General features: G+C 48.7%; 21 protein-coding genes. All 21 read left to right on the forward strand.

The features are described from left to right. The first annotated feature begins 4 nt into the window (after nucleotides 1–4). A complete protein-coding gene (locus F0265_RS01570) occupies nucleotides 5–169 on the forward strand; it encodes a hypothetical protein (protein ID WP_171747486.1) in 165 nt (54 codons plus the stop codon). Nucleotides 170–181: 12 nt separating this feature from the next. Further along, entirely contained in the window at nucleotides 182–532 is a 351-nt protein-coding gene (locus F0265_RS01575) for a hypothetical protein (protein WP_171747487.1), read from the forward strand. Between the two features lie 187 nt (nucleotides 533–719). Next, a complete protein-coding gene (gene urtA / locus F0265_RS01580; RefSeq protein ID WP_019277443.1) occupies nucleotides 720–2,006 on the forward strand; it encodes an urea ABC transporter substrate-binding protein in 1,287 nt (428 codons plus the stop codon). Nucleotides 2,007–2,089: 83 nt separating this feature from the next. Beyond that, a complete protein-coding gene (gene urtB, locus F0265_RS01585; RefSeq protein WP_171747488.1) occupies nucleotides 2,090–3,739 on the forward strand; it encodes an urea ABC transporter permease subunit UrtB in 1,650 nt (549 codons plus the stop codon). 7 nt (nucleotides 3,740–3,746) lie between these two features. After that, nucleotides 3,747–4,919, forward strand: coding sequence for an urea ABC transporter permease subunit UrtC (gene urtC / locus F0265_RS01590; protein ID WP_171747489.1), 1,173 nt, complete (start codon nucleotides 3,747–3,749; stop codon nucleotides 4,917–4,919). Beyond that, nucleotides 4,916–5,767, forward strand: a complete 852-nt coding sequence (gene urtD, locus F0265_RS01595) for an urea ABC transporter ATP-binding protein UrtD (protein WP_171747490.1) — start codon at nucleotides 4,916–4,918, stop codon at nucleotides 5,765–5,767. Before urtC ends, urtD begins: the two co-directional genes overlap by 4 nt. 1 nt (nucleotide 5,768) lies before the next feature. Next, a complete protein-coding gene (gene urtE, locus F0265_RS01600; RefSeq protein WP_006961914.1) occupies nucleotides 5,769–6,464 on the forward strand; it encodes an urea ABC transporter ATP-binding subunit UrtE in 696 nt (231 codons plus the stop codon). Then, nucleotides 6,461–7,369: an urease accessory protein UreD gene (locus F0265_RS01605; RefSeq protein WP_171747491.1), complete on the forward strand. Its 909-nt coding sequence runs from the start codon at nucleotides 6,461–6,463 to the stop codon at nucleotides 7,367–7,369. The genes urtE and F0265_RS01605 overlap by 4 nt, the downstream gene beginning before the upstream one ends. 8 nt (nucleotides 7,370–7,377) lie before the next feature. Beyond that, nucleotides 7,378–7,680: an urease subunit gamma gene (ureA, locus tag F0265_RS01610; protein ID WP_006961912.1), complete on the forward strand. Its 303-nt coding sequence runs from the start codon at nucleotides 7,378–7,380 to the stop codon at nucleotides 7,678–7,680. 9 nt (nucleotides 7,681–7,689) lie between these two features. Next, nucleotides 7,690–8,028: an urease subunit beta gene (locus tag F0265_RS01615; RefSeq protein WP_043009714.1), complete on the forward strand. Its 339-nt coding sequence runs from the start codon at nucleotides 7,690–7,692 to the stop codon at nucleotides 8,026–8,028. A 42-nt stretch (nucleotides 8,029–8,070) separates the two neighbouring features. Continuing rightward, nucleotides 8,071–9,774, forward strand: coding sequence for an urease subunit alpha (ureC, locus tag F0265_RS01620; RefSeq protein ID WP_171747492.1), 1,704 nt, complete (start codon nucleotides 8,071–8,073; stop codon nucleotides 9,772–9,774). A 21-nt stretch (nucleotides 9,775–9,795) separates the two neighbouring features. After that, entirely contained in the window at nucleotides 9,796–10,248 is a 453-nt protein-coding gene (ureE, locus tag F0265_RS01625) for an urease accessory protein UreE (RefSeq protein ID WP_006961909.1), read from the forward strand. A 48-nt stretch (nucleotides 10,249–10,296) separates the two neighbouring features. Beyond that, nucleotides 10,297–10,854, forward strand: coding sequence for a HupE/UreJ family protein (locus F0265_RS01630; protein ID WP_171747493.1), 558 nt, complete (start codon nucleotides 10,297–10,299; stop codon nucleotides 10,852–10,854). 9 nt (nucleotides 10,855–10,863) lie between these two features. Next, on the forward strand, nucleotides 10,864–11,553 hold the full coding sequence (locus F0265_RS01635) for an urease accessory UreF family protein (RefSeq protein WP_171747494.1): 690 nt from the start codon (nucleotides 10,864–10,866) through the stop codon (nucleotides 11,551–11,553). Nucleotides 11,554–11,577: 24 nt separating this feature from the next. Then, nucleotides 11,578–12,201 (forward strand): urease accessory protein UreG, encoded by a 624-nt coding sequence (gene ureG, locus F0265_RS01640; protein ID WP_171747495.1) that lies wholly within the window; start codon nucleotides 11,578–11,580, stop codon nucleotides 12,199–12,201. Between the two features lie 184 nt (nucleotides 12,202–12,385). Further along, on the forward strand, nucleotides 12,386–12,790 hold the full coding sequence (locus F0265_RS01645) for a hypothetical protein (RefSeq protein ID WP_171747496.1): 405 nt from the start codon (nucleotides 12,386–12,388) through the stop codon (nucleotides 12,788–12,790). Between the two features lie 8 nt (nucleotides 12,791–12,798). After that, the gene (locus tag F0265_RS01650; protein WP_171747497.1) at nucleotides 12,799–13,248 is read left to right on the forward strand and encodes a GNAT family N-acetyltransferase; all 450 of its coding nucleotides are present in this window, start codon (nucleotides 12,799–12,801) and stop codon (nucleotides 13,246–13,248) included. 26 nt (nucleotides 13,249–13,274) lie between these two features. Beyond that, on the forward strand, nucleotides 13,275–13,832 hold the full coding sequence (locus F0265_RS01655) for a GNAT family N-acetyltransferase (protein ID WP_216607757.1): 558 nt from the start codon (nucleotides 13,275–13,277) through the stop codon (nucleotides 13,830–13,832). Between the two features lie 44 nt (nucleotides 13,833–13,876). Beyond that, on the forward strand, nucleotides 13,877–14,392 hold the full coding sequence (locus F0265_RS01660; protein ID WP_171747498.1) for a GNAT family N-acetyltransferase: 516 nt from the start codon (nucleotides 13,877–13,879) through the stop codon (nucleotides 14,390–14,392). A 19-nt stretch (nucleotides 14,393–14,411) separates the two neighbouring features. Then, complete coding sequence (locus tag F0265_RS01665) at nucleotides 14,412–14,780, forward strand: VOC family protein (protein WP_171747499.1); 369 nt, start codon at nucleotides 14,412–14,414, stop codon at nucleotides 14,778–14,780. A 211-nt stretch (nucleotides 14,781–14,991) separates the two neighbouring features. After that, on the forward strand, nucleotides 14,992–16,527 hold the full coding sequence (locus tag F0265_RS01670) for a methyl-accepting chemotaxis protein (protein ID WP_171747500.1): 1,536 nt from the start codon (nucleotides 14,992–14,994) through the stop codon (nucleotides 16,525–16,527). Nucleotides 16,528–16,530: the final 3 nt, after the last annotated feature.

The raw sequence follows: 16,530 nt of genomic DNA on the forward strand, positions 1-16,530 counted from the left end.
CAATATGCCTAGCGAAATCATTTTTTGCCGAGATTACCCCACTAAAAAAGAAGAAATAGAAGAAAATGGTGCATTCGAAGTGATATCCTGTGAGCCTTTGCCAAATCAGGAGTCCGAACATGAGGAAGAACGCCGATGCAAAATTGTATGGAAAATTAAGCCGATATAGATTTGCATTCCAATGAAAGCTATTTTTGGTGATGATGAAGAGATTTCGGCTCAACTTGATAATACAATTAAGCCGTTTGTTTGTGTACCACTTGTCCTTAGCGAAGCTCCTGGGGCAATAAATTTCGACATCACCCCACCTAAGAACTTTCTGCCTGAAACTTTGTCGAAAGGCGATGAAACGCTTTTGTCCGGAAGCTTCTACAGTCAGTTCTTGGACAAATTAGGACCGAGTTTGTCCAAAGTTCCAGCAGGGCAGAACCTCGTTATACGTTATATTAACACTCAATTTTTCTCCTACTTCTCCTCAGCTCCACCCCACTTTTCGAGCCATATCGCCATAATGGTGAAAATAGTTATGTAATTGCACTACTATGCAGCAAATGTCGCTATCCTCTTCGCCCTAATTTGGTGGGTTTGAATTTTAACTATTTAAAAATCAATAAATTAATAGTCATTTGGTGTGAGCTTTAAGCTTGGCACTGTTCTTGGATTTCTCTTCTTAGATACCGAAAGGTTGAATAACCATTCATTATAAGGAGATATCCAACATGAACATGATGTTCAAACTTAAGCTTGCTGCATTGGGCACTTCACTGGCACTTGCGGCGGGGGCTGCTCAGGCGGAAGAGACGATTAAAGTCGGCGTACTGCATTCCCTTTCTGGCACCATGGCAATCAGCGAAACCACTCTGAAAGACACTGTTTTGATGCTGGTTGAGGAGCAGAACAAAAAGGGCGGCCTGCTAGGCAAGAAGCTTGAAGCTGTGGTGGTCGACCCAGCTTCCAACTGGCCTTTGTTTGCTGAAAAAGCACGTGAGCTGATCGAAAAAGAGAAAGTGGACGTTGTGTTCGGTGGCTGGACCTCGGTATCGCGAAAATCCATGCTGCCGGTTTTTGAAGAACTCAACAGCATTCTTTTCTACCCTGTTCAATATGAAGGCGAAGAGTCTTCGAAAAACGTTTTCTACACGGGCGCAGCGCCAAACCAACAGGCGATCCCAGCAGTGGATTATCTGATGGAAGAGCTGGAAGTTGAGCGCTGGGTGCTGGCGGGTACCGATTACGTTTACCCTCGTACCACCAACAAGATTTTGGAGTCCTACCTTAAGAGTAAAGGTGTCAGTGAACAAGACATCATGATCAACTACACGCCATTTGGTCATTCTGATTGGCAGTCGATTGTCTCGGATATTAAGAAGTTCGGTGCTGAAGGTAAGAAAACCGCCGTTGTTTCAACCATTAATGGCGATGCTAACGTGCCTTTCTACAAAGAGTTAGGGGCGCAAGGGGTGTCATCTGAAGACATCCCTGTGGTGGCTTTCTCTGTGGGTGAAGAAGAGCTGTCTGGTATGGATACTGCGCCATTGGTTGGTCACTTGGCGGCGTGGAACTACTTCATGAGTGTCGATACTGATAACAATGCCGAGTTTGTTGAAGCTTGGCAGAAGTTTATCGCCAGCGAAAAACGTGTGACCAACGACCCCATGGAAGCGCACTACATTGGCTTTAATATGTGGGCGCAAGCGGTGACGAACGCTGGCACCACGGACTCGGAAGCTGTGCAGGATGCCTTGATTGGGGTGTCTGTGCCTAACTTATCTGGCGGTTACTCAACCATGCTGCCAAACCATCACATCACCAAACCCGTTCTGATTGGTGAAATTCAGGATGATGGTCAGTTCGACGTGGTGTGGGAAACCACAGGGCTAGTCGCAGGGGATGCTTGGTCACAATACTTACCGGAATCCGCCAAGCTTTACTCCAGCTGGTCTAAGCCGTTTTCTTGTGGCGCATTTAACGTTGAAACCAATAAATGTGCAGGTAGCACAAATTAGATGTCTCCCTTCAGCGCCAAGGAGGGCAACCTCTACGGCGCTGCTTTTTCTTTTTTGCCATATGTCTTGTAAGGATACAATTCATGACAAGCTTAGTTCGGGTGCTCAAAAAGCTGGTGGTCTGTTTAGCCTTGGTGTGGCTGCCCTTTATCTCTCAGGCGGCGTTCGCATATAACGGGCCAGCAATAAACCCATCGGAATTTTCAAAGATTCTGACTGGTAAAAGCACCGCCAAAAAACAGCAGGCTATCTATTGGCTGGTGCGCACTCAGCCCGCCAGTGTCGCTCACCCCATTCTTTCTGCCTGGCTCAATGGTCAGCTCTACTATCTTAAGGCGCTGGGTGAACCCCGCGATCAGGCACTGTATATCACATCGTCTCCGGCTGCTGGCTCTGAGGCAATGAATGTCTGGAGTGATGAAACTTATGTGATTGAAAATAAACGTCAGTTTAAAAAAGTGCGGGTGAACAATAAATTGCGCGGAATATTGCGCCTTGAAATAGCTTCGCTCGACTTGAACCACCCAGAGCCCTCGGTACGCGTTAGTGCCGTGAATGCCTTAATGGCGAAGATGAATCAGGACACGGTCGCACTGCTTAAGCTGCAACTTAAGGCTGAAAGCGATGAATCAGTGATTACAGCTTTGCATCTGGCGTTGGCGGTGGATAGCGCTTTGAATGCGGATACCAAGGCACGCATCGTAGCGATTGAGATTCTGGCGGATTACCAGCAACCCATAGTGCTAAAAACGCTTAACAAGGTGTTAAGCCGTGAAAAGGATCCGGTAGTGATTGATGCTGCGCAAAGAGCACTAGACGACTATCAGCAAAGCCAGCGCTTCTATTCAGGTGTAGAAACCTTGTTTTTCGGTTTGAGTCTTGGCTCTGTGCTGGTTTTAGCTGGGATTGGTCTGGCGATCACTTTCGGTGTGATGGGGGTGATCAACATGGCGCATGGTGAGCTGATCATGCTTGGCGCATATACCACTTACGTTATGCAGCAGTTACTACCTCAACAAACTGGGCTGGCGCTGATTCTATCGATTCCGATGGCGTTTCTGGTCTCGGGGTTAGTCGGTATTGTCATTGAGCGTTCGGTGATTCGTCACCTCTATGGCCGACCGCTTGAAACGCTGTTAGCCACTTTCGGTATCAGTCTGATTCTGCAGCAAGCGGTTCGCTCGGTGTTTTCTCCACTTAACCGCTCTGTTAGTACGCCAGAATGGATGTCTGGTGCGCTGGAAATCAATCCAATGCTGTCTCTGACATTTAATCGCCTCTACATCATTCTGTTCTGCGCCATGGTGTTCATTGGCTTGGTCATGGTGTTGAAGAAGACGCCACTAGGTTTGCAAGTGCGTGCAGTATCGCAGAACCGTTCGATGGCAAGAGCAATGGGCATTCGCTCGGAGCGCGTTGATGCCATGACCTTTGGTTTAGGCGCTGGTGTGGCAGGCATTGCAGGTGTCGCGCTTTCTCAGTTGACCAACGTCGGTCCGAATATGGGGCAAGCATACATCATCGATTCCTTTATGGTGGTGGTGTTTGGTGGTGTTGGCAACTTATGGGGCACGCTGGTCGCAGGCCTGAGTCTTGGCCTGTTCAACAAACTCTTAGAACCATGGGCAGGTGCGGTACTGGCGAAAATTCTGGTGCTGGTGTTCATCATCTTATTCATTCAAAAGCGCCCTCGCGGATTATTCCCGCAGCGCGGTCGAGCAGCAGAGGGGTAACCAGACTATGAATCATGTACTTAAAAATGGTCTGTCACGATCGTTTCTTCTCTCTTCTCTGGCTGGAGACAAAGGCGGGCAACTGACGCTGCTGGCGATTCTGGCTGCGGTAGTGTTCATACCACTGGCGAATGTGCTGCTTCCAGCTGGGCATCCTCTGCATGTGGAAACCTTTACCATTTCACTGCTAGGTAAGTATCTCAGCTACGCCATGTTGGCATTAGCGGTAGATTTAGTGTGGGGTTACCTCGGGATCCTCAGTTTAGGCCACGGTGCTTTCTTTGCGCTGGGCGGTTATGCGATGGGCATGTATCTGATGCGTCAGATTGGCGATCGCGGCGTGTACGCCAACCCTGAATTGCCGGACTTTATGGTATTCCTTAACTGGCAGGAGTTGCCATGGTTCTGGTATGGCTTTGATCAATTCTGGTTTGCCAGCCTGATGGTGGTGCTGGTTCCGGGCGTGCTGGCTTACGTGTTTGGCTATCTGGCGTTTCGTTCACGGGTGTCTGGTGTGTATTTGTCGATCATCACTCAGGCTCTGACTTACGCTCTGATGCTGGCTTTCTTCCGCAATGAAATGGGCTTTGGCGGCAACAATGGCCTCACGGACTTTAAAGATATCCTTGGTTTTAGCTTGCAACAGGACTCAACCCGCATCGCCCTGTTTATCGCAACCGGTATTGCGCTGATTTTCAGCTACCTGCTGTGCCGTTCGATTGTCGCCAGTCGTCTCGGCCGTGTTGCGCTGGCGATCCGTGATACAGAATCTCGCACCCGATTTATGGGGTATGACGTTGATGGCATCAAGCTGTGGGTGTTTGTACTTTCAGCTGTGATTGCGGGTATTGCTGGGGCTTTATACGTTCCTCAGGTCGGTATTATTAACCCCGGTGAATTTGCGCCACTCAACTCTATCGAAGTGGTGGTGTGGGTTGCGTTGGGAGGCCGAGCCACATTGTTTGGTGCGATTGTTGGGGCGCTGCTGATCAACTACGCCAAAAGCTGGTTTACGGTTGAATTTCCCGAAGTCTGGTTATTCGCGCTGGGTGGCTTGTTTGTGCTTTCAACCATGTATTTCCCGAAAGGCTTGATGGGTTTTATCAGCGATAAAGCCGCTTTCTTTACATCGTCCAACAAAAAGGCCAGTCAGCAAACTGACAAGGAGGCACTGGTATGAATGCGTATACTCAACCGGGGCAGATCAGTGAATCAATGCGTGCTCTGACTCGCCGAGATCAGGTCTTTCCTTTTCTAAAGCCCGACAATCACCCCTTGATTGATACTCGCCACAACATCCTGCTCTACGTCGAAGGCGTTAATAAAAGCTTTGATGGTTTTCAGGCAATCAATGATCTGAATTTGTACATTCGTGAAGGTGAGTTGCGCTGCATTATCGGCCCGAATGGGGCAGGCAAGACCACCATGATGGACATTATCACCGGTAAAACCAAACCCGACTCAGGCTCTGTCTGGCTGGGAGCGAGCATCAATTTGTTGAAAATGAACGAAGCACAAATTGCCAACGCTGGAATTGGCCGTAAGTTCCAAAAACCGACCGTCATAGAGTGCCTCAACGTCTGGCAGAACCTCGAGCTGGCGATGTCCGGTGTGCGCTCAGTCTGGGGGACCTACACCGCCAACCTGACTGGCGATCAAAGGGATCAGATTGAGTCGGTACTGAGCCTTATCCACCTTCAAGACAGTGCGAAATCGCTGGCTGGAAACCTTTCTCATGGGCAAAAGCAGTGGCTGGAAATTGGTATGCTGCTCATGCAAAACCCTAAGTTGCTGCTGATTGATGAACCTGTCGCTGGTATGACGCATCAAGAAATGGATCGCACGTCCGAACTGCTTAACTCTCTGGCAGGTAAGCACTCCGTCGTTGTGGTCGAGCACGATATGGACTTTGTCCGTTCCATCGCCAGCCATGTCACTGTGCTCCACCAAGGGCATGTGCTGGCCGAAGGAACCATGGATGAAGTACAGGCGCATCAACAAGTGAAACAGGTTTATTTAGGGGAATAGAATGCTGACGATATCTGGACTGAATCAGTTCTATGGCGAGAGTCACACGCTATGGGATCTGAATATGACCATCCCTGAGGGAAAATGCACCGTGTTGATGGGCCGAAATGGGGTCGGAAAAACAACACTATTGCAGTGCATCATGGGCTTGGTGGCGAGTAAGAGTGGCGATATCACTCTGGAAGGGAATTCATTACTCAATGTGGATGCGGAAATGCGTTCAAGGCTTGGAATCGGCTATGTCCCTCAGGGCAGGCAAATATTCCCTATGCTGACGGTTGAGGAGAATCTTCAGGTTGGTTTGCCCATTAGAGACAAAGGTGATCGGCAGATTCCCGAGTTTATTTATGAGTTGTTTCCGGTTCTTAAGGAGATGCGCCATCGACGAGGTGGTGACTTATCAGGAGGCCAGCAACAGCAGCTTGCGATTGGGCGTGCTTTGGTCATCAACCCACGACTTTTGATCCTCGATGAGCCGACGGAAGGGATACAGCCCAATATCGTGCAGGAAATTGGCGACATTATACGCATGCTTAACGAAAAGCTTGGCCTGACGGTGTTGCTGGTTGAGCAGAAGCTGCCTTTTGCACGCAAAGTGGGTGACCAATTCTGCATTCTCGACCGAGGACGGAATGTTGCTCAGGGTGAAATGGGCCAACTCAATGACACACTGATAAAGGAGTATCTGACAGTATGATGTGTGATCCTGCGGTGGCGTTCGCCATCGAAAACAACAATCAGCGACTGGATAAGCTGATTCAATCTGACACCGAATCTGGCTGGAAAGCGAAACTCAAACTGCTGTTTACGGATCGTGGTGACAAAACCGTGATTCGCGACCGCCAGCAACAAGGACCTTTGGCGATTCAGCGTCCGCTTTACCCTGAAGGTAAGGCTTGCCACACCTATCTATTGCATCCTCCCGGTGGCGTCGTGGGTGGTGACACGTTACGCATTGATACACAAGTTGCGCAAGGGGCACACGCTTTAGTGACGACACCGGGAGCAACGAAGTTTTATCGCTCCGAACAGCGCTACGCGCACCAGCAACAAGTCCTGACTGTCGAAAGTGGTGGATTACTCGAATGGCTGCCACAGGAGAACATTTTCTTCCCTGATGCGCACGCGCGTTTAGACACTCAGATCCACTTAGAAAAGGATGCACAATTTGTGGGCTGGGAGATGCACTGTTTTGGACGTCCTGCACTAAATGAGGGATTTTCCTCAGGGAATTTGGTCGGAAAAACAGAGATTTATCGCCAAGGAAAAAAAATTCTGACCGAGGGGTTAAATATTCGAGGTGGCGATAAGTATATGAAACAAAAAGGCCTTCTCGGATTTCCCATGTCGGGAACGCTTTACATTTCCTCACAGGATGACGATTTTTTCCATTTGGTACAGAGCTTGCTCTCTAACATACAAAGCCAAGTGGGCACAGACAAAATCATCATCGCTGCGACACAGTTAGAAGAGCTGGTGGTGATTCGAGCATTGGGTCACTGGAGTGAAGTGATCCTCAACAGTTTTCAGCTCGTGTGGCAGCAGGCACGTCAGGAATGGACAGGCACTCTCCCACATCCACCGAGGATTTGGGCGACATAAGGACAAACATGGAATTATCACCTCGAGAAAAAGATAAGTTACTGATATTTTGCGCCGGCATGCTGGCGCAAAGTCGCAAAGAAAAAGGTCTCAAACTTAATTACCCCGAATCTGTTGCCTACATCAGCAGCGCCATTCTCGAAGGTGCTCGTGAAGGAAAAAGCGTGTCTGAACTGATGGATTTTGGTCGCACCCTACTTACGGTAGAAGACGTAATGGAAGGAGTGGCCTCAATGATTCCGGATGTGCAGGTAGAAGCGACATTCCCTGACGGCACCAAGCTGGTCACGGTCCACGAGCCGATTGTCTAAGGGGGATATATGGCAGGAACCACCACTCATTCATCCGGCTTTGTGCCCGGTCAGATTGAAACCGCAGCTGGCGAAATTGAGCTCAATGTCGGACGTAAAACCATTCAGGTGAGCGTTGAGAACATTGGCGACCGTCCGGTGCAGATCGGCTCTCACTATCATTTCTACGAAGTCAATGACGCCTTGGTGTTCGATCGAACGCCTTGTCGTGGCTATCGACTCAATATCCCAGCAGGCACTGCGACGCGTTTTGAACCTGGGCAATCTCGCAGCGTCGAACTCGTCGAATACGCAGGCAGCCAGCACGTATACGGCTTTCAGGGCAAAGTCATGGGCAAACTGGATTAGTTGATCGCCTGAACAACGAATAAGCAAACACAAGGATAGGTAATGGCAAGCATTTCCCGACAGGCGTATGCCGAAATGTTTGGGCCAACAGTGGGCGACCGCATGCGTCTCGCGGACACTGAGTTATGGCTTGAAGTAGAAAAGGATTTCACCGTATACGGCGATGAGGTCAAATTCGGTGGTGGTAAAGTGATTCGCGATGGCATGGGCCAGAGTCAGAGACCCAGCGCCGAAACACCCGACTTAGTGATCACCAATGCTGTCATTCTTGATTATTGGGGCATAGTGAAAGCGGATGTCGCGATTAAAAACGGTCGAATTCAGGCGATAGGCAAAGCGGGCAACCCAGATGTTCAGCCGGAAGTGACCATTGTGATTGGTCCCGGAACGGAAGTGTTGGCAGGCGAGGGCTCTATTTTGACCGCAGGCGGTATCGACTCTCACATCCATTTCATCTGTCCGCAACAGATAGAAGAAGCGCTCGCGTCTGGCGTGACGACCATGATAGGTGGCGGGACAGGCCCCAATACCGGAACCAATGCGACGACTTGTACACCGGGGCCGTGGAACATGCATCGTATGCTTGAGTCTCTTGACGAGTTTCCGATGAACTTTGGCTTGCTCGGCAAAGGGAATGCCAGCCAACCAGAAGCCCTGCGTGAACAAGTCGCGGCAGGTGCAGTGGGGCTTAAACTGCATGAAGATTGGGGTACAACACCCGCATCAATTGATACCTGCTTGACGGTCGCCGATGAAATGGATGTGCAGGTTGCGATCCATACCGATACGCTTAACGAGTCTGGTTTTGTTGAGTCGACGCTGGGTGCGATTGGTGATCGTGTTATCCATACCTATCACACCGAGGGTGCCGGTGGTGGCCATGCACCTGACATTATCCGCGCAGCGGGTGAGTCGAACGTCTTGCCATCATCAACCAACCCGACACGCCCATACACGGTTAATACCGTGGATGAACACCTAGATATGCTGATGGTGTGTCATCACCTATCCCCTTCGATTGCTGAAGACGTCGCGTTTGCGGAATCTCGCATTCGCCGCGAGACCATCGCCGCTGAAGACATACTCCATGATCTTGGCGCTTTCTCTATGATTGCGTCGGATTCACAAGCAATGGGCCGAGTTGGTGAAGTGATTACCCGTACATGGCAAACGGCGCACAAGATGAAAGTCCAGCGTGGCAGTTTGGCTGAGGATTCGTCCTACAGCGATAATTTCCGTCTTCGCCGCTATATCGCTAAATACACTATAAATCCGGCGATTACTCACGGAATGGCCCATGAAATTGGTTCGGTCGAAGTGGGTAAGCTAGCGGATTTGGTTCTGTGGAAGCCCGCCTTCTTTGGTGTCAAACCAAGCGTGATTCTCAAAGGTGGCATGATTGCTATGGCGCCAATGGGGGACCCGAATGCGTCGATCCCAACCCCTCAACCGGTTCACTATCGCAGTATGTTTGGCAGTTACGGCAAAGCGAGCCAGAACACATCCATGCTGTTTGTTTCTCAGGAAGCACAACGTGCCGGTATTGCGCAGCAGCTGGGACTCGGCAGTCAGATTGGTGTTGTCAGCCATTGCCGCGATATCAGCAAAGCCGACATGAAACTCAATGACTGGCAGCCAAAGATCGAAGTCGATTCCCAAACTTATCAGGTTCGTGCTGATGGTGAGCTGTTGGTTTGTGGGCCTGCCGACGTGCTACCTATGGCACAACGATATTTTTTGTTTTAACACCATCAATGAGGGAGCGAGATGATTGAGCTAACCGAAATCAATACTGAAATCACAATACAACCCAACGCATTTCTCAGCCTGCCGATCGACAGTCGAATTAAAAGTCGTCTTAAGGTCGAGCTGGATGATGGTCGGGAAGCGGGGCTGTTTCTGCCTCGCGGGCATATTTTACGTGGCGGTGAGCAGCTAAAAAGTCAGTGCGGCATGGTGGTTGAAGTCAAAGCCGCGCCTGAGAAGGTATCGACAGTGTATTGCAGTGATCTGCACCTGCTGACTCGTGTCGCTTATCACCTTGGTAATCGTCATGTACCACTGCAAGTCGAGTTTGGCTGGGTGCGCTATCAGCACGATCATGTTCTGGATGAGATGGTGGAAGGGCTTGGCGCAAATGTCACGACGGAAGAAGCTCCATTTGAACCAGAAAGCGGTGCTTATGGTGGCCGTTCGGGTGGGCACCATCATCACCATTAATCACTAATAAAACGGATTACTTACTACAAAAACGACAAGGAAGTTATTATGAAAAAAACATTTACGTCAGTGCTGCCGCTGCTTCTGATTTCAACACCTGTACTGGCTCATCCGGGGCACGATAGTCATTCTTTTTCTTCAGGCCTGACGCATCCCGTCACAGGCTTTGATCACCTTATTATGCTCGTTGCGTTCGGTATTTTGATTGCTTGTCTTCGCACGTCGGTTAAGCGCCAGATCGGCCTCGTAGCGGCGGCGTTAATGTCTTTGGTTGTGGGGCTGGCAGCAGGGCAGGTGATGGGCGGATTTTCTGCCATGGAGCTTGCTATTGGCGCTTCTCTGTTTGTGGTCAGTGGCGCTATCTGGCAAGCCTTTCACGTTTCTGAGAATGTGATGCGATTGGCTGTCACCTTATGTATTGGGCTGATCTTCTTCCACGGCTACGCCCATGGTGTGGAAGCGGAAGGTGCGGTGTCTGCGTTTGCTGCCGGCATGGTGACCAGCGCAAGTGCATTGATTCTTTTAGGCATGCAGTTTGGCCGAGCGATGTTCAGCCCTTGGTTAGCGGCAGGGGTTGCCGGTGTCAGTGCACTGGTTTTGATTTAATTGAATGATATGGAGCCAACGAAAACGCAATCCGATTTAGCGCTATACCGACTTTTTCAGCTCATCAGCCCTTCCTTACCTATTGGTGGCTTTACCTACTCGCAAGGTCTGGAATGGGCCGTAGAAGCAGGGTGGGTCGACGGACGGCATGCTATGGAGGACTGGCTGGCGAACATGTTGCTTAATAGCGTGGCGACACTGGAGCTGCCCTTGATCGAACAATATATGCAGGCACTTCGAGACGATGACATGGAGAAAATACGCTATTGCAGCGAGCTACTTTATTCCAGTCGGGAAACCCGTGAGCTAAGAGCTGAAGAGCGTCAGCGGGGTCTGGCACTAAAAACGCTGCTCAAGCAACTGGATATTGAGCATGCCTGCTTTCTCAATGAAGAGTTGGAAATGAATCAGCTTTTAGGGCTGTGTATTGCCGCGCAGCACTGGCACATTGATTCGTTGGCCTTGAAGCAAGGCTACCTGTGGAGCTGGGCTGAAAACTTGGTCATGGCAGGCGTGAAACTGGTGCCCTTGGGGCAAACTGACGGACAGCGCGTTTTGATTCACCTCAGCGAGTTGTTTCCCCAAGCGCTGTTGCAAGCCGAGCAGACAGAAGATTGGATGATAGGCAGCTTTACACCTTCGGTATCTATCGCAAGCAGCCTTCACGAAACGCAGTACACGCGGCTGTTTCGCTCATAACGGAATTTAATCAGAGGTTTTAATATGGAAAGTTACAAACAACCACTGCGAGTGGGTATCGGTGGCCCTGTGGGTTCGGGTAAAACGGCACTACTGGAAGTGCTATGTAAAGCGATTCGCGACAAGCTTAATATCGCCGTGGTTACCAACGATATCTACACACAGGAAGACGCTAAGATTCTAACCCGCGCGGAAGCACTCGAACCGGATCGAATTATTGGTGTTGAGACCGGAGGCTGCCCGCATACAGCAATTAGGGAAGACGCTTCCATGAACCTAGCTGCGGTTGAAGAGCTGGCAAAGCGACATAAGAATCTCGATGTTGTGTTTGTCGAAAGTGGTGGTGATAACCTCAGCGCGACGTTTAGCCCTGAATTGGCAGACTTAACTATCTACGTGATTGATGTCGCCGAAGGCGAGAAAATTCCACGTAAAGGCGGCCCGGGTATTACGCGTTCGGATTTATTGGTGATCAATAAAATCGACCTCGCACCTTATGTCGGTGCTTCATTGGAAGTGATGGAGCAAGATACGCAGCGCATGCGTCCAACCAAGCCCTACGTATTCACTAACCTCAAAGAGAGTCAAGGGCTGAATACCATCATCGATTTTATTGTCACACAAGGCATGCTCACTCCTCGCAACTAATCAGTTCAGTTCTTCCCCCAAGAACGTACTGCTCCTGCCGGGCACCTTAGGGTGCCTATTTTTATCGATAAGACTTCCTACCTGAGGCACGTTTTTAATTCAACGAACTCGTGTTGTTGCATAGCGTCTGATAATGTCGCTTAACTTGAGCGCGTCAGTTAACCCATGTTGAGAGGAAGATAATTTGATCGATCTGGTCACCAGTGTGTCGCTTTGGGAGTTAGTGAAGCATGCCGGAACCTGGGTATCTAACCTGAAGCGTGCGAAGCAATCCCGAAAGCTGGAGTCAACCGCTGCGCTGCGTAAGGTAGTGGTTGCGAGTCGAAAAACGGCAATTTACATCAGAAAACAAAAGCAGAATCCTATTCGTGATATCGATGCGGAAGGAGAGCTGTCATTACTCTGGACAGAGCTGAGCTTCGAGCTGAAAGATCTGAAGTTAGATAAGTTGTCGGAGCGCTGTTTTATTAAAGGTAAACAATGGGAGAATCCAGAATTGGCTGATTTGTTCTTGCTAGACAAGAGTGATCATTCACTGGAAAAGATTGAACGTATTGCGACACAATTGCTTGAAGAAATAGAAAAATAAGGAAACACATGGAGTTGATATTCAGAGCGGCGACTGAGGATGATTTAGGCGCTCTCGTTGATATGCTGGCTAATGATCTATTAGGTCAGCAGCGTGAAGATAAGACGCAATTCGGTAGATACCAGATGGCTTTCACTGAGATTAACCGTGACCCAAACAATGAGCTGATCGTTGCTACGTTTGAGCAGCAGGTGGTTGGGATGCTACAACTGACATACATTCCGTACTTAACGCATCAGGGAAGCTGGCGCTGCTTAATTGAAGGGGTACGAGTGGATGAAAACTTTCGCGGTCAGGGGTTAGGTGAGCGTTTGTTTCAGCATGCCATCGAGCTTGCAAAGGAAAGAGATTGCTCCATGGTGCAATTGACCAGCGATAAACAAAGACCCGATGCGCTGCGTTTTTACGAAAAACTGGGCTTTATACCAAGCCATGAGGGCTTCAAACTGAAGCTGTAATCGATTTACTTTTGAAGAATACTCAGATGCAGATATCTATTGTTCAAGCTGAGCAGAGTGATTTACCTCAGTTTTTTGCTTACCTCGAAAATCAACTTGCGGAAAATGGTGTCGATGGCACACCACTTTTTCAGCCACTATCACGTACAAACAGGGCCATTCCGACTCAAACACAGCAAAAGTTTATAGACGGGGTGAGCGTTGAGTTTTCTGACGTTGCATGGAGACAACTTTGGCTAGCGAAAGACGTACAGGGTAAGATTTGTGGCCACATTGACCTTCGACATCATATGGAAGATTATTGCTTTCATCGCGTTTGGCTAGGGATGGGCGTAGAGCGAGAGTGCCGGAAAATGGGATTAGGCAGTCGGCTAATCCAAACCGTGATCGAGTTTTGCCAACGCAACGAGCAGATCGTGTGGCTCGATCTAAATGTGTTATCAGTCAATCTTCCCGCCAAAAATCTTTATCTCAAACACGGCTTTCGAATCGTTGGGGAAATGACGGATTATTATCGAATTGATGAAGAGTCTATTTCTGAACTCACCATGTCGATCAATACTCAGGTAGAGCTCTGCCATTAACATTTTAAAACTTGTCACCTTTACACTGTAAACCAAGGTATGTAATGCAACCCAATATAGAAACAGACAGATTAGTCCTAAGACCCTTTCGTTTGTCAGACAGCGAGAGAGTGGCCCTTTTAGCGGGAGAAAAAGTCATCGCGGAGATGACGGCGAATATACCTCACCCGTACGAATCAAATATGGCAGTGGAATGGATTAAGACTCACGTTCATCACTTTGCTGAGCGAACTGCGGTCGTTTTTGCCATCACGCTTAAAGGGTGTGACGATATTATCGGCGCGGTCAGTTTTCCAACACTCAAAGAAGGTGTTGGCGTTCTTGGTTATTGGCTAGGGACACCCTATTGGGGGAAAGGCATCGCGTTTGAAGCGTCTCAGGCCTTAATTGAGTATGCCAAACAGCACCTGAATCTGGTCGAGGTTGAAGTTCAGCACTTGGTGCATAACCAGCGCTCACAATCTGTGATTAAAAAGCTGGGAATTGAGTATCAGGAACACCAAATGGTTGAGATACACGGCGAAAAACGCGAAGTATATGTATATCGCTCATTGTTATAACTAGATAAGGAAGGTTTTCATGATTAGCCACATTGACCACATTGTTCTTACCGTCTCGGATATTCAAGCCTCGGTTGAGTTTTATCGTCGTGCATTGCAAATGGAAGAAGTCACCTTTGCTGGTGGCCGTAAAGCGCTAAAGTTTGGCAATCAGAAAATTAATCTTCAACTCTTAGGTCAGGAGCCACGTAATCGTGCTCAGGTTGGCTCAGGTGACCTCTGCCTAATCACGCATTGGTCACTGGATGATGTGATTACTCACTTACAACAGCAAGATATTCAGATAGTCGAAGGGCCAGTCGAAAAGTCGGGTGCGACTGGGGTCATTAATTCGGTCTATTTTCTCGACCCAGATAGCAACCTGATTGAAGTCAGTACCTATCAATAAATCACCAATCCTATAAACCCCAAAATTGACGTGTAAGTCTAGGCATAATCAGGCTTCTCGCCGCCCTTTCCCTAATTCCACACTCTTTATAAGGTGGAGTGCTATAAATCCACCTTGGTGTGACATTGATCTCATTTCTATTTCAATTTGATAATTGATTAATCACTTACTACTTTTTTAGATAACTGCCGAAAATCAGAAGGGGCAAGTTTTGAAAAGATTAAAGGTAGTATTTTTAGTTCAGGTTATCGTGGCGCTGACACTTGTCTTGTTGGTCTCTGCATTTATTAAGTATCAGAGTTTTAAGGATAATCTTCATCAAGAATTATTGGTGAGCGTACAAAACACCAGCCAAAGAATGTCGATCAGTTTACCTAAAGCTGTGTGGGATTTTGACTTAGACACCGCCAAGGTTGCGATGGCAGCTGAACTCGATTTACCTGAAATATCGGCCCTTCAGTTAATTGATGCGCAAGAAAGTGAATTATTATTCCTGACGCAGACTGGAGAAGGGGACGAGAAACAGCTGGTTGATGTGACAAATAAAGACGCTTACCCAGTTGAAAACAGTATGAGTACCGCGTTGACGTTTGTTGATTACGGTGAAGAAAACAACGTCGGCCAAGTGATTGTTTATTTTGATACTCATGCGATGGATGCCAAGCTTGCAGATTCATTACGGACCAACATCATCGAGTTGATTGTCCTCGATATCATCATTTCTGTGGTTGTGATAATTGCTCTGTCTATCACGGTACTGAAACCGATCTCCCAGCTAACGGATGTAATCAAAGACTTGGCATCGGGCGATGGTGATTTAACCAATAAGCTTGAACCCGCCAAATATCGAGAGTTCGATGAAATCACTAATGGTATTAATAGCTTTACTGAGTCGTTGAGAGTCATTGTTCAAGATGTCAATCAGTCGTCGGAAGCGCTAGGGGAAAAAGCACAGGCCAATGGCGCAACGGCGCGAACTAATGCCGAAAAACTGGAGTCCCAGAAGCACCAGCTCACCACTGTTGCAGCCGCTGCCACTGAGCTGAATCAATCCGTATCAACCGTGGCTGATACCGCTTCAGAAACCGCAGAACAGGCTCAAACTGCAACGGGTCTGGCTTCAAGCGTTAATGACGCCATTGAAAGTTCTGCGAACGACATCATCAATATGCGTGAAGAGATGAACCACGTGAATGCAGAGATGCACATATTGATTGAAGAAGGCGAGAAAATCACCACTGTACTAAACGTGATTAACGATATTTCAGAGCAGACCAATCTGCTCGCTCTCAATGCCGCTATTGAGGCTGCTCGCGCAGGCGAGCAAGGTAGAGGTTTCGCGGTGGTAGCCGATGAAGTGCGTAATCTGGCAGTAAAAACCAGTGAGTCGACAGAGCAGATCCAGAAAAACATTACCGCGCTAGGAGTTGCAACCAAATCCGTTGAAGATGAACTTACCCGTATTGCGACCTTGCTGGAATCGACCGCAACACGCGTTAGTGAATCTCAAACTTCAGTCGGTGAAGTGCAGACTTTGATCACCATTATTTCAGACCGCAGTGGCCAAATTTCTCAAGCGACGGACGAACAGAGAATGGCTGTTGAAGAAATCAGCCAAGCGATTGTAGAAGCATCGGAAGCGACCAATGATGTGTCGTCAGGTGCCACTCAAAATGCAAAAAGAACGGAAGAAGTGTTGGGCTTAAGCCAAAGCATCGCCAGCCATATGGCTAAGTTCCGCACATAGAGC

Source organism: Vibrio sp. RE88 (assembly GCF_013113835.1).
Taxonomy (GTDB): Bacteria; Pseudomonadota; Gammaproteobacteria; order Enterobacterales; family Vibrionaceae; genus Vibrio.